The 13,462-nt window shown below is 61.1% G+C and carries 13 protein-coding genes; 7 read left to right on the forward strand and 6 right to left on the reverse strand.

Annotated features, from left to right (window positions below; genetic code table 11):
* Window positions 1-2 precede the first annotated feature (2 nt).
* A complete protein-coding gene (locus tag L6D82_RS21895; protein WP_011332342.1) occupies window positions 3-1,139 on the reverse strand; it encodes an LLM class flavin-dependent oxidoreductase in 1,137 nt (378 codons plus the stop codon).
* 125 nt (window positions 1,140-1,264) lie between these two features.
* Between L6D82_RS21895 and L6D82_RS21900 the strand changes: the two genes are divergently transcribed.
* The 7 genes from L6D82_RS21900 to L6D82_RS21930 all read left to right on the forward strand — a co-directional run bounded on the left by L6D82_RS21900 (window position 1,265) and on the right by L6D82_RS21930 (window position 10,457).
* The gene (locus L6D82_RS21900) at window positions 1,265-2,170 is read left to right on the forward strand and encodes an NAD(P)-dependent oxidoreductase (protein ID WP_276574280.1); all 906 of its coding nucleotides are present in this window, start codon (window positions 1,265-1,267) and stop codon (window positions 2,168-2,170) included.
* 230 nt (window positions 2,171-2,400) lie between these two features.
* Window positions 2,401-3,558 carry an acyl-CoA dehydrogenase family protein gene (locus tag L6D82_RS21905; RefSeq protein WP_236191602.1) on the forward strand — a complete coding sequence of 386 codons (1,158 nt, stop codon included), beginning with the start codon at window positions 2,401-2,403 and terminating at the stop codon, window positions 3,556-3,558.
* A 135-nt stretch (window positions 3,559-3,693) separates the two neighbouring features.
* Window positions 3,694-4,794, forward strand: coding sequence for an efflux RND transporter periplasmic adaptor subunit (locus tag L6D82_RS21910; RefSeq protein ID WP_085607993.1), 1,101 nt, complete (start codon window positions 3,694-3,696; stop codon window positions 4,792-4,794).
* Window positions 4,791-7,868: a MexW/MexI family multidrug efflux RND transporter permease subunit gene (locus tag L6D82_RS21915; RefSeq protein WP_064593301.1), complete on the forward strand. Its 3,078-nt coding sequence runs from the start codon at window positions 4,791-4,793 to the stop codon at window positions 7,866-7,868. The genes L6D82_RS21910 and L6D82_RS21915 overlap by 4 nt, the downstream gene beginning before the upstream one ends.
* 9 nt (window positions 7,869-7,877) lie before the next feature.
* On the forward strand, window positions 7,878-9,329 hold the full coding sequence (locus L6D82_RS21920) for an efflux transporter outer membrane subunit (RefSeq protein WP_236191605.1): 1,452 nt from the start codon (window positions 7,878-7,880) through the stop codon (window positions 9,327-9,329).
* A gap of 130 nt (window positions 9,330-9,459) precedes the next feature.
* Window positions 9,460-9,825 (forward strand): ArsR/SmtB family transcription factor, encoded by a 366-nt coding sequence (locus L6D82_RS21925; protein WP_129972415.1) that lies wholly within the window; start codon window positions 9,460-9,462, stop codon window positions 9,823-9,825.
* A 74-nt stretch (window positions 9,826-9,899) separates the two neighbouring features.
* Entirely contained in the window at window positions 9,900-10,457 is a 558-nt protein-coding gene (locus tag L6D82_RS21930) for a chorismate--pyruvate lyase family protein (RefSeq protein WP_236191608.1), read from the forward strand.
* Window positions 10,458-10,507: 50 nt separating this feature from the next.
* Here L6D82_RS21930 and L6D82_RS21935 read toward each other — a convergent pair whose 3' ends face one another.
* The 5 genes from L6D82_RS21935 to L6D82_RS21955 form a co-directional block, all read right to left on the reverse strand.
* Complete coding sequence (locus tag L6D82_RS21935) at window positions 10,508-10,783, reverse strand: helix-turn-helix domain-containing protein (RefSeq protein ID WP_236191610.1); 276 nt, start codon at window positions 10,781-10,783, stop codon at window positions 10,508-10,510.
* Window positions 10,784-10,838: 55 nt separating this feature from the next.
* Window positions 10,839-11,348, reverse strand: coding sequence for a flavin reductase (locus L6D82_RS21940; RefSeq protein WP_129972413.1), 510 nt, complete (start codon window positions 11,346-11,348; stop codon window positions 10,839-10,841).
* A 146-nt stretch (window positions 11,349-11,494) separates the two neighbouring features.
* Window positions 11,495-11,872: a MerR family transcriptional regulator gene (locus L6D82_RS21945; RefSeq protein WP_134021789.1), complete on the reverse strand. Its 378-nt coding sequence runs from the start codon at window positions 11,870-11,872 to the stop codon at window positions 11,495-11,497.
* A gap of 51 nt (window positions 11,873-11,923) precedes the next feature.
* Window positions 11,924-12,499 carry an NAD(P)H-dependent oxidoreductase gene (locus L6D82_RS21950; RefSeq protein WP_236191612.1) on the reverse strand — a complete coding sequence of 192 codons (576 nt, stop codon included), beginning with the start codon at window positions 12,497-12,499 and terminating at the stop codon, window positions 11,924-11,926.
* A gap of 45 nt (window positions 12,500-12,544) precedes the next feature.
* On the reverse strand, window positions 12,545-13,426 hold the full coding sequence (locus L6D82_RS21955; RefSeq protein WP_236191614.1) for a LysR substrate-binding domain-containing protein: 882 nt from the start codon (window positions 13,424-13,426) through the stop codon (window positions 12,545-12,547).
* Window positions 13,427-13,462: the final 36 nt, after the last annotated feature.

Here is a 13,462-nt window from a genome sequence, read left to right on the forward strand (position 1 = left end):
GGTCAGTGGCCGGTCACGCTGTCGAGTTCGGCAGCTTTGACCGTAGCGCGTGGATCGGCCGACGGAATTTGCAAACGGGCCAGGCGATTGGCGTGGGTCGGCGCTTCGGCCGCCAGCGGCGAGCGGCGTTTGCGGGTTTCTTCACGCAGCACCGGCAAGACTTCCTTGCCGAACATGTCGAGTTGTTCCAGCACGGTCTTCAGCGGAATGCCGCCATGGTCGAACAGGAACAGCTGGCGCTGATAGTCGCCGAAGTACTCGCGGAAGGTCAGGGTCTTGTCGATGATTTCCTGGGGGCTGCCAACCGCCAGCGGGGTCATCTCCATGAACTCTTCCAAGGATGGACCGTGGCCATACACCGGGGCGTTGTCGAAGTAGGGGCGGAATTCACGGCGTGCATCCTGCGAGTTGCGACGCATGAAAATATGCCCGCCGAGACCGACGATCGCCTGCTCCGGCGTGCCGTGACCGTAATGGGCAAACCGCGCGCGGTAGAACTCGACCAGCGCCATGAAATGCTCACGGGGCCAGAGGATGTGGCTGGCGAAAAAACCGTCGCCGTAATACGCGGCCTGCTCGGCGATTTCCGGGGTGCGGATCGAGCCGTGCCAGACGAAGGGCGGCAGGTCATCGAGGGGCCTCGGGATCGAGGTGAAGTTTTTCAGCGGAGTGCGAAAGCGTCCACTCCAGTTGAGGTCTTCTTCGCGCCAGAGCCGGTGCAGCAGGCGATAGTTTTCCATCGCCAGTGGCAGACCGTCGGCGATGCTCTTGCCGAACCAGGGATAGACCGGCGCGGTGTTGCCCCGGCCGAGCATCAGGTCCATACGGCCGCCGCAGAGGTTTTGCAGCAGCGAATATTCTTCGGCCAGACGCACCGGATCGTTGGTGCTGATCAGGGTGGTAGACGTCGAGAGAATGATGCGTTGGGTCTTGGCTGCGATGTAGGCCAGCAGCGTGGTGGGAGAGGAGGTGATGAACGGGGGATTGTGGTGCTCGCCGGTGGCGAACACGTCCAGCCCGATGTCTTCGGCCTTCTGCGCAATTTGCAGGGTGGCCTGGATGCGCTCGGATTCGCTGGGGGTACGGGCGTTGGTAGGGTCTTGTGTGACGTCGCCAACGGTGTAGATCCCGAATTGCATAAAGCCTCCTTGCCTTGGGTAAAGGTGTGTTTGAAACCCTTGCCGCGAAGAATGAATCGTCGCGGCACTTGAAATGTACGCCTGTACACGTACAATCGCAATTCTGCATCATCGTCTGAACGGCTTTGAACACCTCATCGAGAGAGGAACGCGATATGGAACTGGGATTTATCGGTCTGGGCACGATGGGCGCACCGATGGTGCTGAACCTGCTGAAAGCCGGGCATCGGGTCCGCGTGTGGAATCGTTCGTCGGCACCGCTGGAAGCACTGGCCAAGGCCGGCGCCGAACCTGTCGAGACACCGGCGCTGGCGGCGAAGGCCGAGGTGCTGATTTCCATGCTCGGCGATGACACGGCAATCCGCTCGGTGTTCTTCGACGCCAAGGCGCTGGACGGTCTGCGGGCCGGCAGCGTGCACGTCAACATGTCCACGGTGTCCGTGTCGCTGGCCAGAGAACTGGCGACCGTGCATGAAGCACGCGGCGTCGGTTACGTGTCGGCACCGGTGCTGGGGCGGGTCGATGTGGCGGCTGCCGGCAATCTGAACATTCTCGCCTCCGGGCCCGCCGAAGCACTGGCCCGGGTGCAGCCGCTGTTCGATGTGCTGGGGCGCAAGACCTGGACGCTCGGCGACACGGCTGAAGTGGCTTGCGCCGCCAAACTGTCGGCCAATCTGATGATCGCCTCGGCAATCGAATCCATGGCCGAAGCCTCGACCCTGGCCGGCGGCTACGGTATCAGTCGCGAGGCGTTCATCGAGATGATCACCTCGACCCTGTTCGCCATGCCGGTCTATCAGGGCTACGGCAAGCTGATGGTCGATGAGAAATTCGAGCCGGCCGGTTTCAAATTGTCGCTGGGTCTCAAGGATGTACGCCTGGCGCTGGAGGCCGGTGAAGCGGCCCAGGTGCCCCTGCCGTTTGCCAGCGTGTTGAGGGACAACCTGCTGGACGGCATGGCCCATGGTCAGGCCGATCAGGACTGGGCCTCACTGTCGAAAGTCAGTGACCGGCGTGCCGGCGTGAAGTAATCAAAAGATTCAAGCAACGTAACTTGTTCGCAAGTTACGTGGTCTCTTGCGCCTCGCGTTATTGTCGGACAGTAATTGCTCTTTTATTTGGGAAATGAAAGAAGTCTGATAATAGTGCTTGTCAAATGTACGACTGTAGACGTACATTTTTATCGGGGTTAAACAACAATAAAAAGTTCTGTCTGTTTTTTCGTCTGCTGATCGTAAATAAATAATAGCTAGGAGCCGTTATGAAAAATCTAATGCAATGGAACAGCCTTCCCTCCGAATCCAATGAATGGCTCGAGAAGGTGCGTGCACTGAATCCGCTGATTATTCAGCACCGCGATTACAGCGAGCAGACCAATGCGACGCACAAGGATGTGATGTCCCGATTCTTCAAGGAAGGTTTTGGCCGAACCTCGGTGTCCAAGGCGTTCGGCGGGTCCCAGGTCGATATCCAGACCACCTCGGCCCTGCTGCTGGAATTCGCCCGGTTTGACGCCTCGCTGTCCTGGCAGCTGGCGGTGCAAGTGGCGATGGGGCGCCTGTCGGACTACCTGCCGGAAGCCACTTCCGAAGCGATCTACAACCACTGCGACGGTTTCGTGATCGGCGCCATCCACTCCGGTGGCGAAGCGCTGCCGATGGGCGACGAGTACCTGCTGAGCGGCAAATGGGCGTTCGCCAGCGGCTCGGCCCACGCCGACTGGCTGGTCTGCACCGCCACAGTCAAGGGCACTGAAAACAACACCACTCCCGAAGTGCGGATGTTCTTCGTGCCCGCCAGCCAATGCACCATCCTGCCGACCTGGGACACCCTGGGCATGCGCGGCACCGGCAGCCATCACTTCCAGTGCTCCAGCGTGATCGTCCACAAGTCTTTCTCGCTGGATGTCGAAACCCTCAAGCAATCCCCCGAAGCGCGCAGCTCCCGGGCCTACGCCACCGGTTACTACGAGTTCGGCACCCTGGCGGCGATGTCCACCGTACTGGGCGTGGCCCGCGCTGCGGTCGACCATTTCCGCAATGACCGCGCCGTGAACACCGATCCGGGTCTGGAAGGGGTGATCTTCGAGAAGACCGGTCGCGCCATCTCCTCGGTGCATACCGCACAACTGCTGCTGGAAGATGCTATCCATCAGGTGATCAACCGGGGTGAAACCATCGGCGAACCGGTCAGCGCCCGCGTCGGCCTGGCAGCCTCGGTGCTGACCGAGAACTCGGTCAATGCGGTCAACCAGATCTACTCGATGGCCGGTTCCAAAGCCGTCTACAAGTCGCACTTCCTGGAGCGTTGCTTCCGCGATATCCACACCGGTTCGAAACACTTCACCCTTTCGCCTTTGAACTTGCACGGTATCGGCAAGTATTACCTGGATAAAACCAACGTACTGGCCGCGGCGTAACAACGGATAAATAAAGCGGGCGCGTTTACAAGTGAAAGTTCACAAGGATCGATAACGCGCCCGCCTTAAGTTGCACCTTTATTTTCTTAAAACTCAAACTTTTGTGCTCGCAGCAAAGAGTCAAGGGAGTGCCACATGCTTGCTCGAAACATTATCAAGTCGCTGATCTTTATTATTCTTGTGGTGGTGTTGTCTGCTGCACTGGGCTGGCGTTTCTGGTCGCCGCCACCGGCGGCGGCCGAGCAACGGATTCCCAGCACCCGGGTCGGTCTGGCCGTGGTCAAGAAACAACCGTACACCTACTACCTCGAAGCCATCGGCAAACTCGAAGCCCAGCGTCAGGTGCTGGTGTCGGCTGAAGTCAGCGGCAAAGTGGTGGACATCGATTTCGAGTCCGGCGATGAAGTGAAGGCGGGGCAAGTGCTGCTCAAGCTCAACGATGCGCCGGAGCAAGGCGAACTGGTTCGCCTGAAAGGCGAGTACGAATCGGCCAAGGCCCAGTTCGCCCGGGTCCAGGAACTGGCCAAGACCGGCGCCGAAAGCCGTCGCGCCTTCGACAGTGCCCGCGCTCAATACGACGCGGCCAAAGGCGACATGGAGCGCATGCAGGCGCAGATCGCTCAACGGCATATCCGCGCGCCGTTCGCCGGCACCCTCGGCATTCGCCAGGCGCACCTGGGCCAATACCTGCAGGCCGGCAGCGCGGTGGCAACCCTGACCGATCCGGGCGTGCTGCGCGTCAACTTCACCCTCGCCGAGCGCGATGGCTCGCAAGTGCAACTGGGCCAGACCGTGCAGGCCAAGGTCGATGCCTGGGGTGATGTGACCTTCGCCGGCAAGATCGTCGCGGTCGATCCGCAGATCAACCAGTCCCACACCATCAACGTGCAAGCGGTCATTACCGACACGCAAAAACGCCTGCGTCCCGGCATGTACGCACGGGTCTCGGTGACCCTGCCGCAGACCGCCGAGCTGCTGATTCCGGAAACCGCGATCACCTACAACGCCTACGGCGAAAGCGTGTTTTCGGTCTACACCGACGAGGCCGGCGTGCAGAAGGTCAAGCGTGAAAGCATCAAGGTCGGCGAGCGCCGCGATGGCTGGGCGGTGGTCGACAAGGGCCTGACCGAAGGCGTGCAAGTGGTGACGTCCGGTCAGCTCAAGCTCCACGACGGCGTGGCGGTGGAAGGCGTGCCGGACACGATTGCTCTTAAACTCAGTGGGCTGGAAAAATGAATTTCACCGACCTCTTTCTTCGCCGCCCGGTGCTGGCCGTGGTGGTCAGCACGTTGATCCTGCTGTTCGGGGTGCGCGCGCTGATGAACCTGCCGATCCGCCAGTACCCGATGCTGGAAACGTCGACCATCACGGTCACGACGCAGTATCCCGGCGCCTCTTCGGAACTGATGCAAGGCTTCGTCACGCAGCCGATCAGCCAGGCCGTGGCCTCGGTCGAGGGCATCGACTATCTGTCGTCGGCCTCGACCCAGGGCCGCAGCCAGGTGACGATCCGCATGGCACTGAACAGTGATTCCATCGCGGCGCTCACGGAGGTCATGGCCAAGGTCAACCAGATCAAATACCGCTTGCCGAAGGACGCCTACGACCCGGTGGTGGAACGCACTTCCGGCGGCTTCACCAGCGTGGCCTACGTCGCGTTTGCCAGTTCCAACCTGACCATTCCGGAGATGTCGGATTACATCTCCCGCGTCGTCGAACCGATGTTCGCCGGCATCGAAGGGGTGGCCAAGATCAACATCATGGGCGAGCAGAAACTGTCCATGCGCCTGTGGCTCGACCCGCAGCGTCTGGCCGGCTACGGCATGACCGGGCAGGACGTTTCGGCGGCCATCGAGGGCAACAACTTCCAGGCGGCTCCCGGTCAGGTCAAAGGCCTGTACGTGGTCAGCAACCTGCGGGTCAACACCGACCTGAACAGCGTCGAAGATTTCCGCGACATGGTGCTGCGCAACGACAACGGCCACATTATCCGTGTGCGTGACGTTGGCACTGTGGAACTCAACGCCGCCTCCACCGACACCAGCGGCGCGATGAGCGACGTACCGGCGCTGTTCCTCGGTCTGGACGCCGCACCGACCGGCAACCCGTTGGTGATCGTCAAACGTGTGCGTGAATTGCTGCCGCAGATCCAGGAAACCCTGCCACCGGGCGTGACCGTGCAGATCCCGTTCGAAGTGGCGCACTTCATTCAGTCGTCGATCGACGAGGTGAGCTACACCCTGCTCGAAGCGCTGGTGATCGTGGTGCTGGTGATCTACCTGTGCCTCGGTACGTTCCGCACCGTGCTGATTCCGCTGGTGACGATTCCGCTGTCGATGCTCGGCGCGGCGATGCTGATGCAGATGTTCGGCTTCAGCCTCAACCTGCTGACCCTGCTCGCCATGGTGCTCGCCATCGGGCTGGTGGTGGACGACGCCATCGTCGTGGTGGAAAACGTCCACCGTCACATCGAAGAGGGCAAGACCCCGTTCGACGCGGCACTGATCGGCGCCCGTGAAGTGGCCGGGCCGGTGGTGGCGATGACCTTCACCCTGGCGGCGGTGTACGCGCCGATCGGTCTGATGGGCGGCCTCACCGGCACGCTGTTCAAGGAGTTCGCGCTGACCCTGGCCGGCGCCGTGGTGATTTCCGGCATCGTCGCCCTGACCCTGTCGCCGATCATGAGTACCCGCTTGCTGGACGCGAAAACCAGCGAAGGCTTCATGGCGGTCAAGGCGGATCGATTCTTCCAGTATCTGTCCCGTCGTTATGGCGCGCTGCTCGGCGGTTCGCTGGCACGTCGCTGGATCAGCCTGAGCGTGGCGCTGGTGATCTTCTTCAGCCTGCCGTTCCTCTATCGCTCGGCGCAGACCGAACTGGCACCGCTGGAAGACCAGAACATCCTGCTGACCGCAATCAAGGCGCCGCAGCACGCCAACCTCAATTACCTCGAGGCCTACGCCCACGAGCTGTACAAGACCTTCAACGAAATCCCCGAGGGTTACAGCAACTGGGTGGCGAACGGTTCCGACGGTCTGTCCAACAGCGTCGGCGGGATCAACCTGGTGGACTGGGAAAAACGCGGCCGCGATGCCAACACCATCCAGCCCGACTTGCAGGCGCGGGTGAACCAGATCGAAGGCACGAGCATTTTCGTGTTCCAGATGCCGCCGTTGCCGGGCTCTACCGGTGGTCTGCCGGTGCAGATGGTGATCCGCAGCGATCAGGAATACCTGGCGCTGTACAACGTGATGGATCAGCTTAAACAGGCGGCGCAGGCCAGCGGTCTGTTCGCGGTGGTCGACAGTGATCTGGACTTCAACAACCCGGTGGTGGAAATCCAGGTTGACCGGGCCAAGGCCAACGCTCTGGGCATCCGCATGCAGGACATCGGCGAAACGCTCAACAGCCTGATCGGCGAGAAGTACGTCAACCGGTTCTCGTTCCATGGTCGCTCCTACGACGTGATCCCGCAGTCGGTGTCGGCGGATCGCCTGACTCCGGAAACCCTGAAGCTGTATTACGTGAAGGACCAGAAGGGCAATCCGGTGCCGCTGTCGACACTGGCCACTCTCAGCGTCAAGGTCGAGCCAAATCGCCTGACCCAGTTCAACCAGCAGAACTCCGCCACGTTCCAGGCCATTCCGGCGCCGGGCGTGACCCTGGGCGATGCGGTGGGCTTCCTGCAAAAACAATCGGAAGGTTTCCCCGCCGGCTTCAGTTTCGACTGGCAGTCCGACGCCCGCCAATACGTGCAGGAAGGCAACAGCCTGGCGTTCACCTTCGGCCTGGCCCTGGTGATCATCTATCTGGTGCTGAGCGTGCAATACGAGAGCTTCCGCGACCCGTTCATCATTTTGATCAGCGTGCCGTTGTCGATCTGCGGGGCTTTGGTGCCCCTGGCGCTGGGCATGACCTCGATGAACATCTACACCCAGATCGGCCTGATCACGCTGATCGGTCTGATCAGTAAGCACGGGATCCTGATGGTCGCGTTCGCCAACGAGTTGCAGCGCCAGCAAGGCATGGACCGCGTGCAAGCGATCCAGCACGCCGCGCAGGTGCGGCTGCGACCGATCCTGATGACCACCGCTGCCATGGTGGTCGGCCTCGCGCCGCTGTTGTTCGCCAGCGGGGCCGGCGCCAACAGCCGCTTCGGCCTGGGGCTGGTGATTGTGGTGGGGATGCTGATCGGCACCTTGTTCACCCTGTTCATTCTGCCGTCGGTGTACACGCTGCTCAGTTCGATCAAGCAACCGAGCCACGCACCCGAAGCCGAACCGGCCGGTGTGCCGCAACCCATCCTGTGAGGACGTGACATGCATTCGATTACACGTTTGATGCTGGCGCCGCTGGCGGCGTCCATTCTGTTGGCGGCGGGTTGTGTGAACTACGCCGGGATCGATCATCAGGGCAAATTGCTGGCGGTCGGCGATGCGCCGTCCGACAGCCTGAAAGACAAACTGCCACCGGCCCAATGGCCGCGTGCGGACTGGTGGACATCGCTGGGCGATCCACGTCTGGGTGCTCTTATCGAAGAGGCTTACGCCAGCAACCCGGACTTGCAGGAAGTCGCTGCCCGGGTCGCGAAAGCCAACGCATTTCTCGACCTGCGCGACGCCGAGCGTTATCCGGAAATGGACGCGTCGGCGGGTGTCACTCGCGGTCGGCTGTCGCGCTTTGAGGACTACAGCGGCGAGGGCCACAAGTATTTCACCGCACGCAATCTGGCGGTCAATTTCGGCTACACCTTCGACCTCTGGGGTGGCCAGCGTGCCGCGTGGGAGTCGGCGCTCAACAGCGCAAGGGCGGCGGAAGTCGACCTGCAATCGTCGCGGCTGATTCTCGCGACCAATGTGGTCAAGGCTTACAACCAGTTGGCGTATGCGTGGCAGGTGTCGGAGCTCAACCAGCGCGATCTCGAACGCTTGAGCAAACTGGTTGACCTGACGGATTCACGTTACGGCTCGGGCCTCGACAACCTGTCGCAACTCAAGCAGGTGCAGAGCCTCAAGGCGCGTTCGGAATCGACCCTGATCGGCGCCAACGAAGACATTGAAATTGCTCGTCTCCAGTTGTCGGCGCTGATCGGCAAAGGCGTTGATCGTGCGCACACGCTCGAGCGCCCATCGAATCTGCAAGCCAGTGTGGTGGCCTTGCCGGCGCAGTTGCCAGCCCAGTTGTTGGGCCGTCGTCCGGACATCGTCGCCGCACGTTGGCGCGTGGAGGCCGAGACTAAAAACGTCGAGGCGGTGAAGACCACGTTCTACCCGAACATCAATCTGGTGGCGGCGGCGGGTTCTCATGCACTGACGGGAGATGCGCTGTTCGCCGGGGTCAGCAAGTTCTGGAATGTGGCGCCGACGGTGTCGCTGCCGATCTTCGATGCCGGGCGCCTGCGCTCGGATCTCAAGGCTGGCAATGCCGAACTCGACAGCGCCATCGCGCAGTACAACCGGGTGTTGAATTCGGCGCTGCATGAGGTGGCGATTTCGGTGACGCAGTTGCGTTCGTTCGAGCAGCAAATCGTCGTGCAGCGCGATGCCTGTGCGATTGCCCAGTCGTCTTACGATCTGTCGCAGTCGCGCTACAAGGCCGGCGAGGACACGTTCCTCGATGCGCTTAACATCGAGCAACAATTGATTCAGGACGAAATGCGCCTGGCCTTCCTCAACAGCAAGCACATCGACAGTTCGGTTTCGTTGATGGCAGCGCTGGGCGGCGGGTTCCAGGCGCCCGCGCTGGAGACAGCGCAGAGCAGCGATTTGTAGTTGTTTTGCGGGACGCCGCCTCCGGGGCGGCTGTCGCGGGGAAAAAACATCTTGTGTATAGTCTTACTGTTCTCGTATAGACGAATACAAGCCGGATTTTTCCCGCCTATATCATCAAGGGTACCTACCTATGAACGTCCCGAATCATCCCAATCAGGATCAGATCCTTCTGGAAAATGTGCTGAACGCATTGGGAAGCCCGCTACGCCTGACCGTGTTGAAAGTGTTGTCCGATGGCCAGGAACATCCGTGCGGCCGGATCCTCAAGGGCGCATCGAAGTCGACCATGACCCACCACTGGCGGGTTCTGCGCGACAGCGGTCTGATTTGGCAGCGCCCTTACGGTCGGGAAAACCTGCTGTCCCTGCGTCGTGAAGACATGGACGTGCGTTTTCCGGGATTGCTCGACTCGCTGCTGGCGGCGGTCAAGACCGATGAACAGACCATCAGCGTCATCAGCAAACACGAAGTGACCGAAGAAGTCGGAGCCGAGTGACAGACACCGCCGGTGAAGGGTTGGCCTTCCACGGCAACCAACAATTCACCATCACCAGGAAGGTGTGAGCGGGTATGGATACAAGTCATTACTGGTCATCGCGACCGCTGTCGGAATTGACCGGCTCCGAGCATCACTGGCTGTTTTTGCCCGGGGCACTGACCCCACGTCTGAAAGCCATGGGCGATTATTCAATCGAAGTCGTCGAGCAGTCCCATGGCCCGCTCAATCCTGAAGAAGCGCAAGCGCTGAACGTGTCGCCAAACACCATTGGTTGGGTGCGCGAAGTGGTGATGAAGCTCGACGGCGAGGCCTGCGTCACCGCGCGCAGCCTGACCAGCGTGCCGGCACTGAATGGCGACTGGGCGGATCTGAACGGTTATGGCCGTCGACCTCTGGCCGAGATTCTCTACACCTCGGAGCAGACCCTGCGCGAGCCTTTCCAATGTGCCTTGCTGCCGCCCGGCGCACCGTTGGCGGCGCTGTCCTATCGCTTCGCGCCACAGGCCAAACGTCTGTTGGCCCGGCGTTCGCGTTTCACCCGCAATGGTTCGGCGCTGCTGGTCAGCGAGTGCTTTTTGCCGGCGTTCTGGGCTCGGGTCGAGTACGCTCAGGCGCTCAAGTCGGCCTGATGAAAAAAACCTGCGGAAGCGACCCCTCGCAGGTTTTTTTCACCGGTTTTTCAGAACCGGATCACCGCTTCGATCTGCTTGATGGCCGGCGTCAGCGCTTGCGCCAGTTGCTCGGCTTTCGTGGTCGGGCGCATGGTTCGCGACGAGCGCAGAAACAACGGATCATCGAAGCGCTTGCGCAGCCGTGCCAGCGATCCGCTGATGGCGGGTTGTTTGACGTGCAGGCGCTCGGCCGTGCGTGACACGCTGCGTTCGCGGAACAGCACCAGGAAAATGATGATCAGGTTCAGGTCGATATCCGCGAAGTTGTCTTCATTGAATAGCATGGTTACATCCCTGTCATGACCCGCCGGCGTCAGCCGAGGCCAGCGGGTGTCTGGATCACTGCTCGGGTGCCAGGCGCAGTTCGTCGTTCAGACGGTAGTAACTGCGGTTGAAATAGACCAAGCCTTCCGTGGCCTCGCTGTGCTGCTGCAGTTCGAGGATTTCACAGTAGAAGATGCTGTGGGTGCCGACCTCGTCGACCTTGCTGACCCGGCAATCGAGGCTGACCAGCGCTTCTTCGATCACCGGTGAACCGGTTTTCAGGGTCCGGCAATTCACGCTGGAAAAACGCTCCTGCATGCTCAACTGCCGATTGGCGAACGCCCCCGACGTCGACTGGTGATCGCCGGTCAGGACGTTCACGCACAGCACGCCATTGGTCTTGAAATGCTCGTGATTGGACGACGAGCGATTGACGCACACCAGCAGCGTGGGCGGTGAATCCGTCACGCTGCACACCGCCGATGCAGTAAAGCCGAATCGCCCCGCAGGGCCATCGGTCGTGACGATGGTGACGGCACTCCCCAGCATCGCCATTGCATTACGAAACTCCGTTGAATCAACCATCGCGTCACCTCATTCCATGTAGGTTTAATGGAGCCGATCCGTTCTTCCTTGTCCGTCGTCGTTGTGCGAAAACGGGTATCGGGCAACACGTTCGCTCTGGCGATATAGTACGTATGTATGCGTACCTTGCAAGCTATTCCTTGTGCTTATTTTGCGGTCGATACGCTCGACAGGCATTGCTGTTGCGCGTGTTCAAGACTGGCCTCCAGCGCGCTCAATTCCTCTTGCTGTCGGCTGAGTTTCAACAGCTGCGCCGCGATCTCCTGTTGCTTGCCGGCAATCGCGCGGCGGGCTTTTTCATAAGGCGTCAGTTCGGGCTGGCCGGCAAAGATCGCCTGCAATTCCCTGAGGCGAAAACCCAGCGCCTGCGCGCATTTGATAAAGCTCAGCAGTTCGACCGTCTGCGGGTCGTAAACCCGGTATTTGCCCTGGCGCCGGGCCTCGGGCAGCAGGCCGATCGACTCGTAATGGCGGATGGTCTTGATCGTGGTTCCCGAACGCTGTGCGGCCTGGCCGATGTACATGTGCAAATCCCTTTTCTCCGTCAGCGGGCATGCGCACCAATAGCGGAAAACTCACTGGCGGGCAATCGATCCGGCCTGCTTCAGCCAGGTTTCGCGTTGATGGTCGCTGGCGCCGAGCACTGGCCCGAAGGTCAGCGTCCGGCGCGGTTCGATCCCGCAGAACGCCAATGTGTTCTTGCGCACTTCGTGCAGGCCGGGCATGCGATAGATCCAGCGGTAATACCAGGGCGGCGTGTCCATGGTGACCAGCAAATGGGCGCTGCGACCGTGCAGGAGTTTGTCGGGAAACGCTTTGCCCTCGCGATATTTGAACGCGAAGCCGGGGAGCAGGACCCGGTCGAAAAAACCTTTGAGCAGCGCCGGAATTCCACCCCACCAGATCGGGTACACCAGCGTCAGATGTTCGGCCCACAGCAGGTCGGCCTGAGCCTGGAGCAGATCCGGTTCAAGTGTCTGGGCTCGGCTGTAGCCGTCGCGCAGGACCGGGTCGAAATCGAGCTGGCCGAGGGGCAGTTGTCGCACCTCATGCCCGACCTCGCGGGCCGATTCCAAATAGCGTCCGGCCAGTGCCGCGCAAAAACTTTCGCTGGATGGATGGCCGAGAATCAGCAGAATCCGCTTGCCCATAATCACTGTCCTTGAAGAAGAAACCCCAAGGGTAAAGTCTGCCCCTCAGGGCAGAGTCAAGGCGTCGAGCAAGGCGCGGGCATAAGCGGGGAGGGCGGAGAAGTCCCGGGCGCACAGCAACAGTTTGCGCCTGGCCCAGCCTTCATTCATCGGCAAGGTCTTGAAGGCTTGCGGCGCAGCGCGCTGAACCGCCGCCAGCGGCACGATGCCCAGACCGACACCTCGGGCCACCATGCGCATCACCCCGTCGAAGCCATCGGCGCGGATGCGGATCTGCATCCGCGAGCCGCTGTGCAGGGCCTGTTCTTCCAGATACACCGCCAGTGCGCTGTTGACGTGCAGACCAACGAAATCGTGGCGCAGGGCGTCGCTGAAACTGACTTCGGTCGCGTCAGACAGCGGATGTTCCAGCGGCAGAATCAGCACCAGCGGATCATCGCGAAAGGCTCGGGTCTGCAAGTTGCTGGTGTCGATCGCGTCGGACACAATGCCCAGATCTGCCGCGCCCTGACGCAAGGCGTGGGTGATGCGGGCGCTGGGCAGTTCCTGCAGATCGATGTCGAGGTTGGGATGCTCCCGCAGGAAATCCGCCAGCACCTCTGGCAGGTACTCGCTGAGTGCCGTGGTGTTGCACAGCAACCGCACCTGACCTTTGACGCCGCGCGCGTACTCGGCCAGATCCTGTTGCAGGCGTTCCGCCTGTTGCAGCAACACCCGCGCATGTTGCGCCAGGGCTTTGCCGGCCGGCGTCGGCGTGACACCACGGCGCCCGCGCTCCAAGAACTCGGTGCCCAACGACGCTTCCATCGCCCGGATCCGCGCACTGGCCGCCGCCAGCGAAAGATGGCTGCGCGCGGCGCCGGCGGTGATGTTGCCGCTGTCGATGATGTGCAAATAGAGGCGCAGGTCGGTGAGGTCGAAGTGCATGACGCGTGGCTCTTGCTGAGAGAGAGGCTGCCTCAG

This window comes from Pseudomonas paraglycinae, assembly GCF_021601625.1.
Taxonomy (GTDB): Bacteria; Pseudomonadota; Gammaproteobacteria; order Pseudomonadales; family Pseudomonadaceae; genus Aquipseudomonas; species Aquipseudomonas paraglycinae.

What these genes read in the sequence shown, in the direction of transcription:
- L6D82_RS21895 (WP_011332342.1), bottom strand. Translation starts at nt 1,139, where the DNA reads ATGCAATTCGGGATCTACACCGTTGGCGACGTCACACAAGACCCTACC.
- L6D82_RS21905 (WP_236191602.1), top strand. Translation starts at nt 2,401, where the DNA reads ATGAAAAATCTAATGCAATGGAACAGCCTTCCCTCCGAATCCAATGAA.
- L6D82_RS21910 (WP_085607993.1), top strand. Translation starts at nt 3,694, where the DNA reads ATGCTTGCTCGAAACATTATCAAGTCGCTGATCTTTATTATTCTTGTG.
- L6D82_RS21915 (WP_064593301.1), top strand. Translation starts at nt 4,791, where the DNA reads ATGAATTTCACCGACCTCTTTCTTCGCCGCCCGGTGCTGGCCGTGGTG.
- L6D82_RS21920 (WP_236191605.1), top strand. Translation starts at nt 7,878, where the DNA reads ATGCATTCGATTACACGTTTGATGCTGGCGCCGCTGGCGGCGTCCATT.
- L6D82_RS21925 (WP_129972415.1), top strand. Translation starts at nt 9,460, where the DNA reads ATGAACGTCCCGAATCATCCCAATCAGGATCAGATCCTTCTGGAAAAT.
- L6D82_RS21930 (WP_236191608.1), top strand. Translation starts at nt 9,900, where the DNA reads ATGGATACAAGTCATTACTGGTCATCGCGACCGCTGTCGGAATTGACC.
- L6D82_RS21935 (WP_236191610.1), bottom strand. Translation starts at nt 10,783, where the DNA reads ATGCTATTCAATGAAGACAACTTCGCGGATATCGACCTGAACCTGATC.
- L6D82_RS21940 (WP_129972413.1), bottom strand. Translation starts at nt 11,348, where the DNA reads ATGGTTGATTCAACGGAGTTTCGTAATGCAATGGCGATGCTGGGGAGT.
- L6D82_RS21945 (WP_134021789.1), bottom strand. Translation starts at nt 11,872, where the DNA reads ATGTACATCGGCCAGGCCGCACAGCGTTCGGGAACCACGATCAAGACC.
- L6D82_RS21950 (WP_236191612.1), bottom strand. Translation starts at nt 12,499, where the DNA reads ATGGGCAAGCGGATTCTGCTGATTCTCGGCCATCCATCCAGCGAAAGT.
- L6D82_RS21955 (WP_236191614.1), bottom strand. Translation starts at nt 13,426, where the DNA reads ATGCACTTCGACCTCACCGACCTGCGCCTCTATTTGCACATCATCGAC.